The sequence below is a fragment of the Pseudomonas sp. FH1 genome (assembly GCF_000510895.2).
Lineage (GTDB): Bacteria > Pseudomonadota > Gammaproteobacteria > Pseudomonadales > Pseudomonadaceae > Aquipseudomonas > Aquipseudomonas azotoformans_A.
In genome coordinates this window covers 93,833-110,897 of sequence record NZ_AOHM01000058.1, presented here as the reverse complement: position 1 = coordinate 110,897, position 17,065 = coordinate 93,833, and the positions used below count along the sequence as shown (strand labels likewise).

Sequence of the window (17,065 nt, the reverse complement as noted above, 5' to 3'; positions counted from 1 at the left end):
GCTCAAGCAATGGCGCGCGTGTCGTGCAGGACCGCAGTCTTGCTGGCTTGCTGCAGGTCGATCCATGCGTTGAGGTTAGCGCCGAGCATACCCTTTCGCCACATCAGCCAGGTGGTGGCAGTGGCAAAAGGCCCTTTCAACGGATGAACGGACACGCTGTCCTTGCCTGGCAGGCTCTCCAGCATGGATTCGGACATCAACGCCACCCCGGACCCGGCGATCACGCACGCCAGCATGCCCTGATAAGACTCGATCTCAATCGCCCGGCCCATGGCCACGCGCTCATGGGAAAACCAGGTTTCCAGGCGGGTGCGATAGGCGCAGCTGCGACGGAAGGTGAACACCGAACGCCCCGCCACATCCTGCGGACCCAGTACCGGCGGATGGTCGGCCTCGCAGATCAGCACCAGGCGTTCTTCGCACAGAGGCACACCGTCCAGGGAAGCGATGGTGATGGGGCCGTCCACAAATGCCGCATCCAGCCGGCCGGTGATCAACCCTTCGAGCAGCTCTCCGCTGGGTGCCGATTGCACCTGAAGGTTCACCATCGGGTAGGCCTTGTGATAGCCCGCCAGCAGTTTCGGCAGATGCACCGCCGCTGTGCTGTACATGCTGCCCACCACAAAATCGCCGGCCGGTTGCCCGCCTTGCACCGCGCCGTGGGCTTCGTCGTGTAGGGCCAGCAGTCGAGTGCTGTAGTCCAGCAGCACCTTGCCGGCCGGTGACAGCTGCAAGCGCTGGCGCTCACGCACGAACAGCTCTACGCCGAGCTGCTCCTCCATTTGCTTGAGGCGCGTCGACAGGTTCGACGGCACCCGATGCAAGCGCTCAGCCGCGCGCGTGATGGAGCCCTCTTCCGCCACCGCCTGGAAAATGCGCAATTGACTGAACTCCATACCTTTCTCCAAAACTGAACAAGTTACTCACTATTATTCATTTTTGCAGAAAGTCAATCCACTTTAGCCTGAGGGTATTCGTTTACTCGCAGGAATACTGATCATGTCTCCTTTAGTTCGCTTACTCGCCAGCTTTGTCGCCCTGATGATGGCGATGGGGATTGGCCGCTTCGCCCTCACCCCACAAATGCCCCATCTGCTCAGTGAAGGGCAGATCGACCTGACCGGCGCCGGCCTGATTGCCGCCGCCAACTACCTGGGCTACTTCGTCGGCGCGGTAGATTCGATCTTCGCGCGCAGCCACCATCATGTCCGTGGGCGTTTATATGGTGGGTTGTGGCTGTGCGTGCTGCTGACCCTGGCGTCGTACTGGGCCCACGGGTTCTGGCCGCACCTGTTGTTGCGCTTTGGCACCGGTGTCGCGAGTGCCTGGGCCCTGGTAATGATCACCAGCCTGAGCCAGCCGCTGGCGATTGCCGCCGGGCGTCCGCGCCTGGGTGCCTTGGTTTTTGCCGGGCCGGGGCTGGGGATTTTGTTGACCGGTTTGCTGGCGCTGGGCTCCAACCTGATGGGGCAAAACTCGGGCACGTTGTGGCTGGTATATGGCGCGGTGGCGCTGGTGATGTTGCTGTCCATCTTGCCTTTCCTGCCCAAACCCTCCCCCACCGGTACGCCCGTTGCCGGGCACGTCGACGCTGGCAGCAACGGCAGCATCGCGCATTTGTGCTGGATTTATGTGTTGTATGGTCTTGGCTACATCATCCCGGCGACGTTCCTGTCGCAGATGGCCAGCGCGCAATTCAAAGGTGCCTGGCAAGCCGACCTGTTCTGGCCATGCTTCGGCCTGGCCGCCGCGATTGGCGTAGTGGTGGCAACCCTGCGCCGCAAGGACCCAGACACCACTCGCCGCTGGCTGATGACCACATTGTGGCTGCAAGCGGCCGGGGTGTTTGCCTGCTTGCTGGGCAATGGCTGGGGCCTGGCACTGGGGGTGTTGCTGTGCGGCGGACCGTTCCTGGCCTGCATGCAGTTGGTGATGGCCCGCCTGCGCGAGGTCGCTCCCCACGGCTACCAGCGCAGCACCGGACTGCTCACCGCCAGCTTCGCCATCGGCCAATTGAGCGGGCCGTTACTGGCCTCGGTCAGCAGCCACCTGAGTGGTGGGCTGCAACCGGCATTGGTGGTGGCCGGCGCTGGCTTGCTGTTGGCGGGCTCGATCCTGGTCAGCCGGCAACCAGCGGTGCAGGCACACGCCCCTGTTCACGCCGCGCCAACACCAGGAAAAACAGCCCACCCAGGAAGCAGCCGGTAAACCAGGCAAAGTTGGCCATGCCCTGCAACGCCGGGGTAAAGGTGATCGCGACGCCCACCAGCGTCGCGGGCACCAGCGCTTTGACTGCCGTCCAGTTCACACCGCCGTCGAAGTAATAGCGCCCGCTCGGGCTGTCATCGAACAACGCGTCCACGTCGATCTGCTGTTTTTTGATCAGGTAGAAATCCACCAACAGGATGCCGAACAGTGGCCCGATAAAAGCCGCGAGAATGTCCAGTGTGTAATGGATCATCAGCGGGTTATTGAACAGGTTCCACGGTGTGATGAAGATCGACGCCACCGCAGCGATCATCCCACCCGCGCGCCAGCTGATCTTGCTCGGTGCGACGTTGGCGAAGTCAAAGGCTGGGGAAACGAAGTTGGCGACGATATTGATGCCGATGGTCGCGGTGACAAAAGCAAACGCCCCCAGCAACACCGCCATGCTGTTATCGATGCGCGACACCGTGGCGATCGGGTCATGCAACATTTCGCCAAACACCGGCAAGGTGCCAGAGACGATCACCACGGTGACCAGGGAAAACGCCAGGAAATTCACCGGCAGCCCCCAGAAGTTGCCGCGCCGTACGTCCTGCATGCTGCGGCAGTAGCGGCTGAAGTCACCGAAGTTCAGGGTCGGCCCGGAAAAGTACGACACCACCAACGCCGTCGCCACGATCACCTGGCCGAAGGCCTGCCAGCCCGACAGGGATTTTTCCGCCAGGGTGAAGCTGATGTTCGACCAGCCCGCCTTCCACACGATCCAACCCGCCAGGGCGAACATCACCGCGTAGACCACCGGTCCGGCCCAATCGATAAAACGCCGGATGGATTCCATGCCGGCCCAGAACACCGCCGCTTGCAACAGCCACAGACTGAGGAAACCAAACCAACCAAGGTAGGACAAGCCCGCAAAATGCGGCTCCGCGTACACCTCCATCTGTGGGAAGAAGCGCAGCACCACGATGATCAAGGCGCTCGACGCCAGGTATGTCTGAATCCCATACCAGGCCACCGCGATCAAGCCGCGAATCACCGCAGGAATGTTCGCGCCGAACACGCCAAATGCCAGGCGACAGATCACGGGGTAAGGCACCGCAGCCTGCTGGCTCGGTTTGGCTACCAGATTGGCGATCACTTGCACGATGCAGATCCCGGCGAGCAAGGCGATCAGCACCTGCCAACTGGCGAGGCCCAGGGCGAAGAGGCTGGCAGCGAACACATAACCGCCGACGCTGTGCACGTCGCTCATCCAGAAGGCGAAAATGTTGTACCAGTTCCACTTTTGCGGCAGCGGGCCCAGGTCCTGGTTATACAGGCGTGGGCTGTAGCCTTTGGGCAATTGTTCGGTCATCGCGGGGCTCCTCGAAATACCGGCCTGCACTTCCGTCACGGGGATGCATACGGGAGGCGGCATGGTTTGTATACGAGGTATTCAGCAGAATGCGTGCCAATTGACCCCAATCCCTCTGGAACGGCGTTCCAAAGGGAGGGGAACAGGCTTGTATGCAGGGCCTACGCTCAGCAACGGTGCACAAAAATCCTGTACACAATCAGCGCTGCACTCGATGTGCACACAGATAACCTGCCGTGCAACAGGCCGCAGTCAGGAAGGTGCCCCACGCCATGTCCATGACTGCCAACTGCGCAGACCAACCTTGCAGCGTGGCCCAGTTGCTCAGGTCGTAGGTGCCATAGGCGACCAGGCCCAGCAAGGCACCCAGCCGTGCAGCGCGCTGCCAGCTTGCGCTGGGCAAGACTACGAATACCACGCAACCGAGCACATAAAGGAGATAGAAGAGTGTGGCGGGCAACAGGCGGGGTTGGTCCAGCATCAGTGGACCCAGCAGGGATTTGTAGGTGGGGCCCATGAGGACACCGAGCCAGAGGCCGTCCAGGATCAGGAAGGCGAGCAACGTGCCGAAGTAGGCGAACAGCGATTTCTTGCTCATTGATGCAACCTCTGTAGACGCCGACGGGCGTCTACAGAAGAGCAAATCGGGGTCAGCTTAGTTCAATGCGATCCGCGTGGATCACGATCTGGCCCTGCTTGTACAACGCACCAATGGCCTTCTTGAAGTTGCCCTTGCTCACACCGAACAAGTTGCTGATCACGGCCGGATCGCTCTTGTCGCTGACCGGCAAGCTGCCGTTGTTTTCACGCAACTTGGCGAGGATCTTCGAGTTGAGGCTGGAGGCCGCTTCCTGGCCAACCGGCTGCAGGCTCAGGCTGATGTTGCCATCGGCGCGGATCTCTTTGATAAAGCCTTTTTCTTCTTTACCTGGGCGCAGGAACTTGAACACTTCGTTCTTGTGGATCAGGCCCCAGTGTTTGTTGTTGATGATCGCCTTGAAGCCCATGTCAGTGGCTTCGGCCACCAGCAGGTCGACTTCCTGGCCCACCTGGTAGTTGGCCGGCGTCTTGTCCAGGTAGCGATCCAGGCGCGCAGTGGCGGTGATGCGCTTGGTGTGCTTGTCGAGGTAGACGTGCACCACGCAATATTCGCCTGCGGTCATCTGGCGTTTTTCTTCCGAGTACGGCAGCAACAGGTCCTTGGGCAGGCCCCAGTCGAGGAACACGCCAATGCTGTTGACTTCTACCACTTTCAAACTGGCGAACTCACCCACTTGAACTTTGGGCTTTTCAGTGGTGGCGATAAGTTTGTCATCGCTGTCCAGGTAAATGAAAACGTTAAGCCAGTCTTCATCTTCACTGGGAATATCTTTGGGGATATACCGATTAGGCAAGAGGATTTCGCCATCTTGCGCACCGTCCAGGTACAAACCAAAGTTAGTGTGTTTAACCACTTGCAAGCTGTTGTAGCGCCCGACCAAAGCCATTTTCAATACCCTCATTACGTGGGCGGCATTCTACCCGAGTTGCGCTCGCCACGCGCGCGTGCCTGAAAAATCGCGGGTTGCCATGGCGCTGCCCCGCTCGTCTGATCAATCGGCCCATTTTTTCCAGGCAGTCGGTCGCGGACAGCTGCATGGTTTCGAGTTAAAACAGTAAGTTAGGGGATTATTCCAGCGATCAACTTCGGCTATTTCCCACCGCCCCACTTATTCCCTGGGGATATTTGCCAAGCAATTGTCAAGTATTTCCTGTACGATGCCTGGCCAAGTTAATTTTCTACAGGTTAGTGGCCGCCATGCGCGTAAAAGCATCCAACAGCAAAGCAAAGCCAGCTCCCGCCGTTGAAACCAGCGAATCGATCAACAGCCAGATTGCTGCCTTCCTCAAGTCCGGCGGTGAAATCCAGCAGATTGCCAAGGGCGTGAGCGGCCAGACTTTCGGCCCATCCAAGCAGATCAGCCTGGGTAAGAAGTAATACCGCGCAACACACCTGGTCCCTAAGCGTCTTGCCATCAAGGCGCTAGGACTAGAGCCCGAAAGACCCTCTGCAATACCTTCAATAACACGCTAATCGACGAACGGGCCTCACCGCCTGGCATTCGCCGGTATGCTTGCACACGTCTAGCACGGGCATCTGCCCGACTTTCTCCGTCACTGCTCCTCGCTTTTCATGGAGTGAAGCATGTTCAAACCCTGCATGTTCCTGGTCGGCGCCCTGATTGCCAGCCCTCTCGCCGAAGCCCAGATCTTCCAGCGTGAACTGGGTGACTTCGACTTGAAATTGGGCACGACGCCCAGTCGCAGCATGGCCCAGGGCCTGGTCAAGCCGACGTCTCCCGGCAGCGATTCGTTCCATGGCGGGCTGGACCTGAGCCACGACAGCGGCCTGTACTTCGGCCAGTTTTCACCGAACATGGGCCTGTCCTCGTCCAGCACCCTCGAAGTCGATTCCTACATGGGCTTCAAGCATCCCTTCGACCAGACCCTGGGCTACGAAGTGGGCCTGATCCACTACAGCTACCCCAAGCTCAGCCCCCTCGACAGCCAGGAGTTCTACGGTGGCCTGAACCTATTGGGCAATCGCTTCGGCGCCTCTTTCAGCAACGACCCGGATCGCCAGGACAGCACCCTGTTTGCTGACCTCGGCGGCACCCAGCCGTTCGGCATTGGCGTCAGCATGAAGTACACCACTCATCAGTTGGGCACGCCGGTTTCAGTGGAGGGCGGCTCCATCCGCACCTTCAGCGACTGGTCGGTGCAATTCTCCCGGCAGTGGATGGGCGTGGACTTGAACCTTATCTACAGCGACTCCAGCCTCAGCGGCGGGGATTGCTCGGCCTATTCCGGACACAACTCGCAATGCGATGGCCTGTTGACGTTGAAGGCCGCCCGGTCGTTTTATTGAGGGGCTGAACTGTCGCACCCGGCGCGGGTTCACATGTGATAACCCACTCTGCGAAGGACCCGCCCATGCTGCGTCGGCTCAAACTACTGGTGGTACTGCTGACCCTGAGCCTGGTGCTCGCCGGTTGCAATCGCGTGGGCCTGGCCTATCGCAACCTCGACGTGATCATCCCCTGGACCCTCAACGACTACCTGGACATGAACGCCGGGCAGAAGAGCTGGTTCAACGACAAGCTCAAGGAACACCTGGCCTGGCACTGCACCACGCAATTGCCAGGTTACCTGGATTGGCTGGACCGCCTGCAACGGATGGCCGACGACAACCAGGTCACCGACGCCGCGCTCCAGGCCCGCACCACCGAGGCCAAACAGGCCATCGACGACGTCGCCCGTGAGATCACGCCCTCCGCCATCGAACTGCTCCAAGGCCTGGACGACCAGCAGGTCAAGGAAATGAGCGACGCCCTGGCCAAGGACCTGCGCAAACGCCAGGACGAGTACCTCAAACCGCCCCTGGCCCAGCAGATCAAGGAGCGCGCCGAGCGCATGAACAAGCGCCTGGACGCCTGGATCGGCCCGCTCAGTGCCAGCCAGCAGAACCGCGTGACCGCCTGGTCCATTGCACTGGGCGAGCAGAACGAGGAATGGATCGGCAACCGCGCCCGCTGGCAGGCGCAGTTTATCGACGCCGTGCAACAGCGCAAAAACGCTGACTTCCCACAAAAAATGCAGCAGTTGCTGGTGGACCGCGAAAGCCTGTGGACCCCGCAATACCGCAGCGCCTACGCACAGACGGAAGCCGCGGCCCGCGGCCTGATTGTCGACGTGATGGCCGAAAGCACCGTGCAGCAACGGCAGAAGCTCACCCAGAAGATCGACAAGGTGCGTAGCGATTTCCAGGCGCTCAAATGCTTGAAAAGTGCGCAGTCCTAGCGGGGGGCCAAGGTTCCCAACCAGGCCACCAGCGCCAGGATCAGCACCACCGCCCCAAACTCCAGGGTGATGCTGCGACGCAAGGCTTCACGCGCTGCTCGGTGGTCACCCGCCGCCAGGGAGCGCTGCAACAACGGCGTCAGGTGTGAGCGATTAAGCGCCGCCAGCCCCAACATCAATCCAAACAAGCCCAACTTCAAGCACAACAGGATCGCGTAGACGCCGCCCGTAATGCCATCCAGGTTCGGCCCGACCACAAACAGATAATTCGCCACGCCCGTGCCAATCAGCACCGCAACGAAGACCGCGCCGACACGCTCGAAGCCTGCCAAGGCATGTGCCAACACTGGCACCGCCTGCTCAGATGTACTCCTCAACATCAGCCCGAACGCCACCAATGCCCCGACCCAACCCGCCGCCGCCAGCAGATGCGCACTGTCGCTGAGAAGATGCCACAGCCCCAACGAGCCTTCATGCATCACCCCATGCCCGGTCCAGGCCAGCGTCACCAACGCGACACCGCCGAACCCGGTGGCCAACCGGGTATTGAGTGCAACCAGAACCAGCGCCGCAATCCGCAGCCACCACGTCCAGCCCAATTCGGTGTGCCAGAGCATCATCTGCAGGTGCGTCCACAGCGTTGGCCAATCCTCGGCACCGCTCATGGACTGGGTCATGGACAGCAACGACGCCACCGACAGCAGCAAACCCAGTATCGCCAATGCCCGTAGCTGAGGCTTCAGATTCAGCAACCGGTTATCTGCATAAAGGCCGAACAGCCCCAGTCCAAACAACAGCATCAAGTCCAGATACAGAGCGAAGCGCAGTAACACCGGGATCAGTTCACTCATGGCTGGACGCTGAACACCACATTGCCAAGGATCGGGTGGGTATCGGACGACACCGCGCGCCAATCCACCCGATAGGTGCCCACCGTCAGCGTGGAGGCCGGCTTGATCAGCATCACTTTGGGATCAGCACTGGCGGCGACACTGGCCTTTACCGGCATTGACGAATTGGGCATGCCGGGCATATCGGTCATGGTCAGCTTGGCGCCGGAAAACTGCGTCAGCAGATTTTCCGAGAAGCGCAGTTCAATCACTGCGGGGGCAACACCTTGGGCACCGGATGCCGGGCTGGAAGACAGCAGCGTGGGATGGGCTGAAGCCGCCACGCTGGTGCATAACACAACGCCCGCCAGGGCAGTTTTCAACATCGACATGCAAGGCTCCAGGCCGCTCATGGCGGCGAGTTATAGGAAGAGTAAAAACGTCAGAACCACAAGCGCACACCCACGACCCAGCGCAGTTGCCGCGTGTCTTCGCCTTCATCCCTGGCGTATTGCGCGGTCTGGCCGTAGCTGCGATTCCAGGTCACGCCCACATAGGGCGCAAATTCGCGGCGCACTTCGTAACGCAGCCTCAGGCCCAACTCACTGTCCGAAAGGCCCGAACCGACGCCGCGCTGCGGATCGTTGCGCCCATAAAAGTTGAGTTCGGCGGTGGGCTGCAGGATCAGTCGATTGGTCAGGAGGATGTCGTAGTCGCCCTCCAACCGTGCAGCAGTGCGCCCGGCTTCACCGACAAACACCGTGGCTTCGGCTTCAAAGTTGTACAGCGCCATACCCTGCGCGCCGAAGGCCGCCCAGGTCTGGCCGTCACCGGGTATGAAGTCCTGGCGCACACCGCCAACCAGGTCCCACCAAGGACTGATGGCATGGCCCCACAACGCCTGGACTTCAGCGCTTTCGGTGCGACCGGCGCTGCGCTCGCCTTCGCTGCGCAACCACAGGCGATCGATATCACCACCGACCCAGCCCTTGATATCCCAGTTCAACGCGCCGTCGCCCTCGCCGCCTTGCCATTCCAACTGGTTGATCAGCAGCAGGGAATGGATGCCACTGTCGTGAACCACGTGCCCACCGGGCGCGTTGTAGACCGCAGCGCGATCGGCGTCCGTCAATACGGGGATCGGTGTGCGGCTCTCAGTGAGCGCCGGTATCGCCGGGCTCATGCCCTGGAATTCATCGGCCTGTGTCAACGGAACAAACGCCAACGCGATTAAGCCGGATAAGACACGACGGCTCATGCTCGTTTCCTTATTCATGCACGCGTACCTCACGAAACATGCCCATTTCCATGTGGTACAGCAGGTGACAGTGGTAGGCCCAGCGCCCCAGCGCGTCGGCAGTCACCCGGTAGCTGCGCCGTGAGCCCGGCGGCATGTCGATGGTGTGCTTGCGCACCTGGAACTGGCCGTTTTCGTCCTCCAGGTCACTCCACAGGCCGTGCAAATGAATGGGGTGACTCATCATGGTGTCGTTGACCAGCACCAGCCGGACGCGCTCGCCGTAGGTCAGTTGCAAGGGTTCGGCATCGGAGAACTTCACGCCGTTGAATGACCAGGCGAATTTCTCCATATGCCCAGTGAGGTGCAGTTCGATGGTGCGACCGGGATCGCGTCCGTCAGGGTCTTCGAAGGCGCTGCGCAGGTCGGCGTAAGTCAGGACACGCCGGCCGTTGTTGCGCAGGCCGATGCCGGGATCGTCGAGCTTGGGCACCGGGCTCATGGCTTGCATATCCACCAGCGGGTTGTCTTGCTCGCTGGCCGGATGGGCCTGCATCGACATGGCACTGTGATCCATGCCCGCCATATCCGGCATGTCCGCCATGGCGCCGTGGTCCATCCCACCCATGCCCATATCCTCCATGGTGATCCAGGGGCGCGGGTCCAGTGCCGGTACGGTGGCCATCGCCCCGGTTTGTCGGGCAAGCGTGCCGCGGGCATAACCACTGCGGTCCATTGACTGGGCGAACAGCGTGTAAGCCTCGGCCGTCGGCTCGACCAGTACATCGAAGGTCTCCGCCACGGCGATACGGAACTCGTCGACGCTCACCGGCTGCACTGGCTGGCCATCGGCGGCAATCACGGTCATCTTCAGCCCCGGAATGCGCACATCGAAATAGCTCATTGCCGAGCCGTTGATAAAGCGCAACCGGATCGTCTCGCCCGCCTTGAATACGCCGGTCCAGTTGCGCTCCGGCGGTTGGCCGTTGAGCAGGTAGGTGTAGGTTTCGCCGCTGACGTCGGCCAAGTCCGTGGGGTTCATCTTCATTTGCGCCCACATCAGGCGGTCAGCCACCGTGGCCGACCCGCCTTGCTTGCCCACATCCCGCACGAAGTCGCCCACGGTCGGCTTGTGCAGGTTGTAGTAGTCGGACTGTTTCTTGAGGGTTTTCATCAAGGCGACAGGGTCTTCGTCGGTCCAGTCCGACAGCATCACCACGTAGTCGCGCTGATAGGTATACGGCTCGGGCTCCCTCGGGTCGATCACCAGCGGGCCATACACGCCCTGCTGTTCCTGGAACCCGGAATGGCTGTGGTACCAGTAAGTGCCGTGCTGCTTGACCGTGAATTGGTAGACAAACACGCCACCCGGCTCGATGCCCTTGAAGCTCAATCCCGGTACGCCGTCCATGTTCGACGGCAGGAGAATGCCGTGCCAATGGATCGACGTCGGTTCGGCCAGGCGGTTGTTCACGCGCAAGGTCACGGTGTCGCCTTCACGCCAGCGCAGCAGCGGGCCGGGCAGGCTGCCATTGATAGTCAGTGCCGTGCGTTTACGGCCAGTGAGGTTGACCGGGCTCTGGTCGATGAACAGATCAAATTCGGTGCCGGCCAGCACCGTGGGTTGGCCGGGACTGGTCAAGGCCCAGACCGGGCTGCGCCAGAGGCCGAGCCCGCCCAGCAAGCTGCCGGCAGCCAGGCCTTTGACGAAGGTACGTCGGGTAGTGTTGGAGTGCATGCCGATTCAAATCCATGAGTTGAATGGCAGCAGAGTAGGCAGGGCCGGCTGTCAGCCAGCTTAGCGGCAGATTACCGATCTGACAGTTTCGCCCCGGCATTGCGGCAGCGCCGGGGCGTGAGAGGGATCAGGCGATCTGGGCCTTGGAGGCCACCTCGGCGAAGGTCGCCGGGTCCAGAGCGTCGGGCTGTTCATCCAGCACCTGACGTGGGTGATCATTGCCAGGGATCGAACTGTCGATCAGCGCCAGCAGTTGAGCGCCCAGCGGAGTCAGGATGAAATTCTCGCCATTGCCGCCCTCGTCTTCGGGGCGCGACTCGATAAAACCGCGCTTGAACAGCAGCGCTTCGTAGTCCGCAGCAGTCTTCTTGAGTGCGTCCAGGTTGCCGGTGGACTCGCCCGCCGTGGCCTTCTCGGCCGCTTCCTGCTCGGCGTATTTGCGCGGGGCGAAGCTGCCCTCGCCGTTCTGCACTTCATGCAGCAGACGTTCGATCAGATCCCAGTTGTAAGTCGTCATCCTGATTCCTCCTGCGGGCGGGTGGAAAGTTGCCCGTTAAAAGGTGTGACCGGCCACGTCACTGGCCGTTCAGCCCAACAGACGAGCGTCATTGGCGTGAACTTTCCAGGTGCCCACGACCTCAACTGAATATCCCTGCCAAGGAGGTCCACCCATGAAAACCCTGATGAACCTGGCCATTGCCGCCACCTTGTTGACCGCCCTGCCCGCCTGGGCCTGTACGCCCGACGAGGCCACGGCCAAGCGCGAGCAACTGGCCCAGGAAGTGGCCAAGCTGACCGAGCAGAACCCGACCAAGGCCAAGGAGATGAACGACGAGCTGCAGAAGATGGACCTGGACACCGAAAGCGCGGAGTTCCCTGACAAGTGCCAACTGATCGATGCTCGCCTGAAGGAACTCAAGGAAGCGGCCGCCAAGGCTAAAAATTGATGGCATAAAAAAACCGGACAATCGTCCGGTTTTTTCACATCACCTGCGCCTTATTCGGCAGCCGGGGCTTCCGGCTTGCGGCGCTTGAGTGGCGCCATGCCGTCCTTGCTGACGAGCGACAGGTTGTCGGTCTTCGGCCGATTGGCGATCTTGCGCTTGGTCGGCGACTTGGCACCGGTTTTCTTCTTGTCGCCCTTGGCGTCGGTCTTTTTCTTCTTCACGCCAACGGCCTTGCCCGACGCCTTGACCTTCTTCGGCCCGGTGTAGGTGCCTTTGACTTCCTTGATAGTGCGGCGCTCGAACGACTGCTTGAGGTAGCGCTCGATGCTCGACATCAGGTTCCAGTCGCCGTGGCAGATCAGCGAGATCGCCAGGCCATCGTTACCGGCACGCCCGGTACGCCCGATACGGTGTACATATTCGTCGCCACTGCGCGGCATGTCGAAGTTGATCACCAGGTCCAGGCCGTCCACGTCCAGGCCACGGGCGGCGACGTCGGTGGCGACCAGGATCTTCACGCCACCGGCCTTGAGGCGATCGATCGCCAGCTTGCGGTCCTTCTGGTCTTTCTCGCCGTGCAGCACGAACGCCTTGTATTCCTGAGCTACCAGGCGGCCGTAGATGCGGTCGGCGGCGGCGCGGGTGTTGGTGAACACGATGGCTTTCTGATAGGTCTCGTTGGCCAACAGCCAGTTGAGGATCTGCTCTTTATGCACGTTGTGGTCGGCGGTGACGATCTGCTGGCGCGTGGTCGCGTTCAGGTCGCTGACGTTGTTGACCTGCAGGTGCTCTGGGTTGTTCAGCACCTTGGCGACCATGTCGCGCAGGGTCGAGCCGCCAGTGGTGGCGGAGAACAGCATGGTCTGCTGGCGGTTGACGCACTCGGCTACCAGACGCTGCACGTCGTCGGCAAAGCCCATGTCGAGCATGCGGTCGGCTTCGTCCAATACCAGCACTTCGACTTCCTTGAGGTCGAGGTTGCCGGCATTGAGCTGCTCGATCATGCGGCCTGGGGTGCCGATCAGGATGTCCGGCACCTTGCGCAGCATGGCGGCCTGGACCTTGAAATCTTCACCGCCGGTGATGATGCCGGACTTGATGAAGGTGAACTGCGAGAAACGCTCAACCTCCTTCAGGGTCTGCTGGGCCAGCTCGCGGGTCGGCAGCAGGATCAGGGTCTTGATGCTGACGCGAACCTTGGCCGGGCCGATCAGGCGGTTCAGCACAGGCAGGACGAAAGCGGCGGTCTTGCCGCTACCGGTTTGAGCTGTCACCCGCAGGTCACGCCCTTCGAGCGCGAGCGGGATGGCCGCTGCTTGCACAGGCGTAGGCTCGACAAATTTAAGCTCGGCCACGGCTTTGAGCAGGCGTTCGTGCAGGGCGAATTGGGAAAACACGGGTGCTACCTCGAAGAAATACAAAAAATCAGCTGCATAGGTTACCGGTTTCGCGCGTCCAAACCGAGTTTCTTTACGCGAACGGTGCTAATCGGCTGCTTTTTTGTCAGGGCATTTGTCCATGACATCAACTTTGTTGCACTTAAATGCTCTAATCGCCCCGTGTTGTCTTATAGAAGAATCGGTTTCACCCATGGATATCAAACAGCTCTGGCTCAACGTCCAAGACCTCTGGGGCGCCCTCGACGAACACCCGCTGCTGCATGCCAGCCTCGGCTTGCTGGTGTTGCTGGTGGTGGCGCTGTTGCTCGGACGAGTGGCACGTTACCTCATCCTCCACGCCGTCAAGCTGCTTGGCCGGCAACCGGCCCTGCACTGGCTCAACGACCTGCGGCACAACAAGGTCTTCCATCGCCTGGCACAGATGACGCCGTCCTTGGTGATCCAATTCGGCCTGTACCTGGTGCCGGACCTGAGCAAGACCGCCATCCTGTTCATCGGCAACGTGGCCCTGGCACTGACCATCCTGTTCCTGGTGCTGGCCATGAGCGCCCTGCTCAGCGCCCTGCTGGACATCTACGCCCGCACCGAACACGCGCGCACCCGCTCGATCAAGGGCTACGTGCAGTTGGCGAAGATGGTGCTGTTCGTGTTTGGCGCGATCATCATCGTCGCCACCCTGATCGATCGCTCGCCACTGTTGCTGCTGTCAGGGCTTGGCGCCATGTCGGCGGTGATCCTGTTGGTGTACAAGGACACGCTGTTGTCGTTCGTCGCCAGCGTGCAACTGACCAGCAACGACATGCTGCGGGTCGGTGACTGGATCGAGATGCCCCAGGTCGGCGCCGATGGCGACGTGGTGGACATCACTCTGCACACGGTCAAGGTGCAAAATTTCGACAAGACCATCGTCTCCATCCCCACCTGGCGCCTGATGTCCGAATCGTTCAAGAACTGGCGCGGCATGCAGGCCTCCGGCGGGCGCCGTATCAAGCGTAGCCTGTTCATCGACGCCAGCGGCGTGCGCTTCCTGCGTGACGATGAAGAACTGCGCATGACCCAGGTACACCTGCTCACCGACTACATCGGACGCAAACAGGCCGAACTCAAGGCCTGGAACGAAGCCCAGGGCCACAGCGCGCAACTCTCGGCCAACCGCCGTCGCATGACCAACCTCGGCACCTTCCGCGCTTATGCCCTTGCCTACCTGAAAAGCCACCCGGACATCCAGCCGAACATGACCTGCATGGTGCGCCAGATGCAAACCACCGCCCAGGGCGTGCCGCTGGAGATCTACTGCTTTACCCGCACCACGGCGTGGGCGGACTACGAGCGGATCCAGGGGGATATTTTTGATTACCTGCTGGCGGTGCTGCCAGAGTTTGGCTTGAGCCTGTATCAGCAGCCGAGTGGGAATGATTTGCGTGCGGGGGTTTTGCCTGCGGTGTTGGGGGCCAGTCATTTGCCTGCACCGGAAAAAACCGTGATATAGCGCTATTGAGTGTTTGAGGCCGGTTGGGTGGCCGGACGCTTCGCCGCCTCCCGCCAGTGACTCCAATCGACTAATGCTGTAGGGAGTCGATCGTGGCTTTTTAACCAGGCGCACAAATCAGGATCAATCCACTGCACTACTTCTGTGATATCCCGATGCAAGGCAAATAGCGGTTGCCATAGGAGTGGCTCGTGGTGGAAACAGCGATTTCGCAGGTCCCTCGTATTGTTCAGGCGGCTACGAATAACGTCGGCTTTCTTGGCGTTTCTTGGGCAATAGAAAAATACCTTCATCAAAGGCTTGGAAACATCCGGAAAGGCCTTTCGATTGAACAGTGAAGTCCAGAAGCCAAAGCTCAACTCAGCCGTGATGTCGTCCGGACCTGGGTCGACACCTCTTTTCATGAGTGTCGTACGCGCGTCGTCCACTTTTTGATAGCTGGAGCGAAGCTCTGGATTGGTGCTTGCCTTGAAGGCCTCGTACCAGTCGTCACGACCGTACTCGCGCACCATCTCGCGCTGAATACTGTTGCGCAGCCCAACTTCAAGCACGTGAAAAATCGAGACCAGGGACTCTGCGATCCTCATATTGTGCACATAGGCAGCAGCGGCATGCTCTTGATTGCCCTGATGCCCCTTGAGGTAGCGGTTCATTCGTGGTGTGGAGAGCTTCGCCTCCAACGTTTGCCAGACCATCTACCCGCAAGCTCCGTTTAGCGCAAAGAAATGTACAAGCGCGAGCGATAGTGCAGACAGGTTCTTTTGCTTGAAATAAACATACTGTTGCCGAATGGTGCAGTTGACCTAAACCGGCGCCATAGGGAGTTGACGTAAAAATCGCGGCTGGTAATCTCACCCCGCAGCCCTAGGAACCTCCACTCCCGTGCGACACGAAACGGTGACGAGACTAGGTTATGTGACGGCCCCGCTTTGCGGGGCCTCCGCATTTCTGGCGATTCAACTTTTCGCTGTACTACTGCCCGGTTGATTGCCCAACCGACTGATCCACACCGCCCCCAGAATCACCAACCCACCCAACGCCAACCGCCCAAGCGGCTCATGTTGGTTCCAGATCAGCAAGTTCAACAGCAACCCCACCGGCACATGCAGGTTGTTCATCACCGCCAACGTGCCGCCCTGCACCAGGCAGGCGCCCTTGTTCCACCAGTACATGCCCAGCGCCGTACTGACCAACCCGAGGAACACCAGCACACCCCATTGCAGCGGTGCATCGGGCAGGTAATTGGCCTTGCCAAACATCAGGAACGCCGGTAACACCACCAGCAATGCGCCCAAGTAGAAGAAACCAAAGCGGCGGTAATGCGGCTGGTCGCTTGGGTAGCGTTTGACCAGGTGCTTGTACATCACCTGCCCGGCGGCGTAGGTGAAGTTGGCCAGTTGCAGCAGCAGGAAGCCTCCCAGGAAGTGCGCAGTGATCTGGTCGAAACGGATCACCGCCGCACCCGCCACCGCCACCAACGCGGCGATCAACGCCCAGGGGTTGAAGCGCCGGTTGAGCGCATCCTCGATGAGCGTCACGTGCAACGGCGTGAGGATGGTGAACAACAGCACTTCCGGCACCGTGAGCACGCGAAAGCTCAGGTACAGGCACACGTACGTCACACCGAACTGTAGCGCGCCGATCACCAGCAGGCCGCGCATGAAACCCGGTTCCACCGAGCGCCAGCGCGTCAGCGGGATGAATACCAAGCCGGCCAGCAGCACGCGCACCAAAACGGCGAAGTAGCTGTCGACATGTCCGGCGAGGTATTCGCCGATCAAGCTGAAGGAAAATGCCTGAATCAGGGTGACAACCAGTAAGTAGCCCATGCGCGCCTCGTTTCGAATGGGCGGGACATTAAAGGTTTTCGGCGGTTGAAGAAACTCGGGGCAAAAAAAACCCGACCTCGCTAAAGCGGCAGTCGGGCAGGAGCACTCAGGAGCAAAAGTGCAAAGGGAGGTCTGTTACGCGTACTTGAAGGGCTTGCGTGGAGCTAGATAACCATCGCGGGATTATCTGGCG

18 protein-coding genes are annotated in these 17,065 nt (G+C 60.4%); 6 read left to right on the top strand and 12 right to left on the bottom strand.

Annotated elements, in window-relative coordinates:
* Positions 1 to 2 precede the first annotated feature (2 nt).
* Positions 3 to 896 (bottom strand): LysR family transcriptional regulator, encoded by an 894-nt coding sequence (locus H096_RS18410; protein ID WP_033900662.1) that lies wholly within the window; start codon positions 894 to 896, stop codon positions 3 to 5.
* Positions 897 to 999: 103 nt separating this feature from the next.
* On the opposite strand from H096_RS18410, the gene H096_RS18405 reads away from it, so the two are divergent.
* A complete protein-coding gene (locus H096_RS18405; protein WP_033900661.1) occupies positions 1,000 to 2,208 on the top strand; it encodes an MFS transporter in 1,209 nt (402 codons plus the stop codon).
* Here the strand turns inward: H096_RS18405 and H096_RS18400 are convergent.
* From H096_RS18400 to H096_RS18390, 3 genes are all read right to left on the bottom strand, one after another.
* Positions 2,120 to 3,562 (bottom strand): NCS1 family nucleobase:cation symporter-1, encoded by a 1,443-nt coding sequence (locus H096_RS18400; protein WP_033900659.1) that lies wholly within the window; start codon positions 3,560 to 3,562, stop codon positions 2,120 to 2,122. The genes H096_RS18405 and H096_RS18400 overlap by 89 nt on opposite strands.
* A gap of 199 nt (positions 3,563 to 3,761) precedes the next feature.
* Positions 3,762 to 4,160, bottom strand: coding sequence for a DUF2177 family protein (locus tag H096_RS18395; protein WP_033900655.1), 399 nt, complete (start codon positions 4,158 to 4,160; stop codon positions 3,762 to 3,764).
* Between the two features lie 52 nt (positions 4,161 to 4,212).
* On the bottom strand, positions 4,213 to 5,049 hold the full coding sequence (locus tag H096_RS18390; protein ID WP_017845295.1) for a S1-like domain-containing RNA-binding protein: 837 nt from the start codon (positions 5,047 to 5,049) through the stop codon (positions 4,213 to 4,215).
* 311 nt (positions 5,050 to 5,360) lie between these two features.
* Between H096_RS18390 and H096_RS18385 the strand changes: the two genes are divergently transcribed.
* The 3 genes from H096_RS18385 to H096_RS18375 all read left to right on the top strand — a co-directional run bounded on the left by H096_RS18385 (position 5,361) and on the right by H096_RS18375 (position 7,402).
* Positions 5,361 to 5,540, top strand: a complete 180-nt coding sequence (locus H096_RS18385; protein ID WP_003193095.1) for a hypothetical protein — start codon at positions 5,361 to 5,363, stop codon at positions 5,538 to 5,540.
* 207 nt (positions 5,541 to 5,747) lie between these two features.
* A complete protein-coding gene (locus tag H096_RS18380; RefSeq protein WP_033900652.1) occupies positions 5,748 to 6,470 on the top strand; it encodes a TorF family putative porin in 723 nt (240 codons plus the stop codon).
* 65 nt (positions 6,471 to 6,535) lie between these two features.
* Positions 6,536 to 7,402 (top strand): DUF6279 family lipoprotein, encoded by an 867-nt coding sequence (locus tag H096_RS18375; protein WP_033900650.1) that lies wholly within the window; start codon positions 6,536 to 6,538, stop codon positions 7,400 to 7,402.
* On the opposite strand, the gene copD is transcribed toward H096_RS18375, so the two are convergent.
* From copD to H096_RS18350, 5 genes are all read right to left on the bottom strand, one after another.
* Positions 7,399 to 8,253: a copper homeostasis membrane protein CopD gene (copD, locus tag H096_RS18370; RefSeq protein WP_033900648.1), complete on the bottom strand. Its 855-nt coding sequence runs from the start codon at positions 8,251 to 8,253 to the stop codon at positions 7,399 to 7,401. The genes H096_RS18375 and copD overlap by 4 nt on opposite strands.
* Positions 8,250 to 8,624 (bottom strand): copper homeostasis periplasmic binding protein CopC, encoded by a 375-nt coding sequence (copC, locus tag H096_RS18365; RefSeq protein ID WP_033900646.1) that lies wholly within the window; start codon positions 8,622 to 8,624, stop codon positions 8,250 to 8,252. The genes copD and copC overlap by 4 nt, the downstream gene beginning before the upstream one ends.
* Positions 8,625 to 8,674: 50 nt before the next feature.
* Positions 8,675 to 9,490 (bottom strand): copper resistance protein B, encoded by an 816-nt coding sequence (locus H096_RS18360; RefSeq protein WP_033900643.1) that lies wholly within the window; start codon positions 9,488 to 9,490, stop codon positions 8,675 to 8,677.
* Positions 9,491 to 9,500: 10 nt separating this feature from the next.
* Positions 9,501 to 11,207 (bottom strand): copper resistance system multicopper oxidase, encoded by a 1,707-nt coding sequence (locus tag H096_RS18355; protein WP_033900640.1) that lies wholly within the window; start codon positions 11,205 to 11,207, stop codon positions 9,501 to 9,503.
* Between the two features lie 127 nt (positions 11,208 to 11,334).
* Positions 11,335 to 11,724, bottom strand: coding sequence for a hypothetical protein (locus tag H096_RS18350; RefSeq protein ID WP_010208626.1), 390 nt, complete (start codon positions 11,722 to 11,724; stop codon positions 11,335 to 11,337).
* 154 nt (positions 11,725 to 11,878) lie between these two features.
* Here H096_RS18350 and H096_RS18345 point away from each other — a divergent pair, with 154 nt between their 5' ends.
* Positions 11,879 to 12,154 carry a hypothetical protein gene (locus H096_RS18345; protein ID WP_033900637.1) on the top strand — a complete coding sequence of 92 codons (276 nt, stop codon included), beginning with the start codon at positions 11,879 to 11,881 and terminating at the stop codon, positions 12,152 to 12,154.
* A 50-nt stretch (positions 12,155 to 12,204) separates the two neighbouring features.
* Here H096_RS18345 and H096_RS18340 read toward each other — a convergent pair whose 3' ends face one another.
* Positions 12,205 to 13,551: a DEAD/DEAH box helicase gene (locus tag H096_RS18340; RefSeq protein WP_033900634.1), complete on the bottom strand. Its 1,347-nt coding sequence runs from the start codon at positions 13,549 to 13,551 to the stop codon at positions 12,205 to 12,207.
* Positions 13,552 to 13,744: 193 nt separating this feature from the next.
* Here H096_RS18340 and H096_RS18335 point away from each other — a divergent pair, with 193 nt between their 5' ends.
* Complete coding sequence (locus H096_RS18335; RefSeq protein ID WP_033900630.1) at positions 13,745 to 15,043, top strand: mechanosensitive ion channel family protein; 1,299 nt, start codon at positions 13,745 to 13,747, stop codon at positions 15,041 to 15,043.
* A 2-nt stretch (positions 15,044 to 15,045) separates the two neighbouring features.
* On the opposite strand, the gene H096_RS18330 is transcribed toward H096_RS18335, so the two are convergent.
* Entirely contained in the window at positions 15,046 to 15,738 is a 693-nt protein-coding gene (locus tag H096_RS18330) for an Abi family protein (RefSeq protein WP_033900628.1), read from the bottom strand.
* A gap of 261 nt (positions 15,739 to 15,999) precedes the next feature.
* Positions 16,000 to 16,872 (bottom strand): carboxylate/amino acid/amine transporter, encoded by an 873-nt coding sequence (locus H096_RS18325; protein ID WP_033900626.1) that lies wholly within the window; start codon positions 16,870 to 16,872, stop codon positions 16,000 to 16,002.
* Positions 16,873 to 17,065 lie beyond the last annotated feature (193 nt).

Coding starts and splice junctions, on each gene's coding strand:
- H096_RS18410 (WP_033900662.1), bottom strand. CDS start 896: ATGGAGTTCAGTCAATTGCGCATTTTCCAGGCGGTGGCGGAAGAGGGC.
- H096_RS18405 (WP_033900661.1), top strand. CDS start 1,000: ATGTCTCCTTTAGTTCGCTTACTCGCCAGCTTTGTCGCCCTGATGATG.
- H096_RS18400 (WP_033900659.1), bottom strand. CDS start 3,562: ATGACCGAACAATTGCCCAAAGGCTACAGCCCACGCCTGTATAACCAG.
- H096_RS18395 (WP_033900655.1), bottom strand. CDS start 4,160: ATGAGCAAGAAATCGCTGTTCGCCTACTTCGGCACGTTGCTCGCCTTC.
- H096_RS18390 (WP_017845295.1), bottom strand. CDS start 5,049: ATGGCTTTGGTCGGGCGCTACAACAGCTTGCAAGTGGTTAAACACACT.
- H096_RS18385 (WP_003193095.1), top strand. CDS start 5,361: ATGCGCGTAAAAGCATCCAACAGCAAAGCAAAGCCAGCTCCCGCCGTT.
- H096_RS18380 (WP_033900652.1), top strand. CDS start 5,748: ATGTTCAAACCCTGCATGTTCCTGGTCGGCGCCCTGATTGCCAGCCCT.
- H096_RS18375 (WP_033900650.1), top strand. CDS start 6,536: ATGCTGCGTCGGCTCAAACTACTGGTGGTACTGCTGACCCTGAGCCTG.
- copD (WP_033900648.1), bottom strand. CDS start 8,253: ATGAGTGAACTGATCCCGGTGTTACTGCGCTTCGCTCTGTATCTGGAC.
- copC (WP_033900646.1), bottom strand. CDS start 8,624: ATGTCGATGTTGAAAACTGCCCTGGCGGGCGTTGTGTTATGCACCAGC.
- H096_RS18360 (WP_033900643.1), bottom strand. CDS start 9,490: ATGAGCCGTCGTGTCTTATCCGGCTTAATCGCGTTGGCGTTTGTTCCG.
- H096_RS18355 (WP_033900640.1), bottom strand. CDS start 11,207: ATGCACTCCAACACTACCCGACGTACCTTCGTCAAAGGCCTGGCTGCC.
- H096_RS18350 (WP_010208626.1), bottom strand. CDS start 11,724: ATGACGACTTACAACTGGGATCTGATCGAACGTCTGCTGCATGAAGTG.
- H096_RS18345 (WP_033900637.1), top strand. CDS start 11,879: ATGAAAACCCTGATGAACCTGGCCATTGCCGCCACCTTGTTGACCGCC.
- H096_RS18335 (WP_033900630.1), top strand. CDS start 13,745: ATGGATATCAAACAGCTCTGGCTCAACGTCCAAGACCTCTGGGGCGCC.
- H096_RS18330 (WP_033900628.1), bottom strand. CDS start 15,738: ATGGTCTGGCAAACGTTGGAGGCGAAGCTCTCCACACCACGAATGAAC.
- H096_RS18325 (WP_033900626.1), bottom strand. CDS start 16,872: ATGGGCTACTTACTGGTTGTCACCCTGATTCAGGCATTTTCCTTCAGC.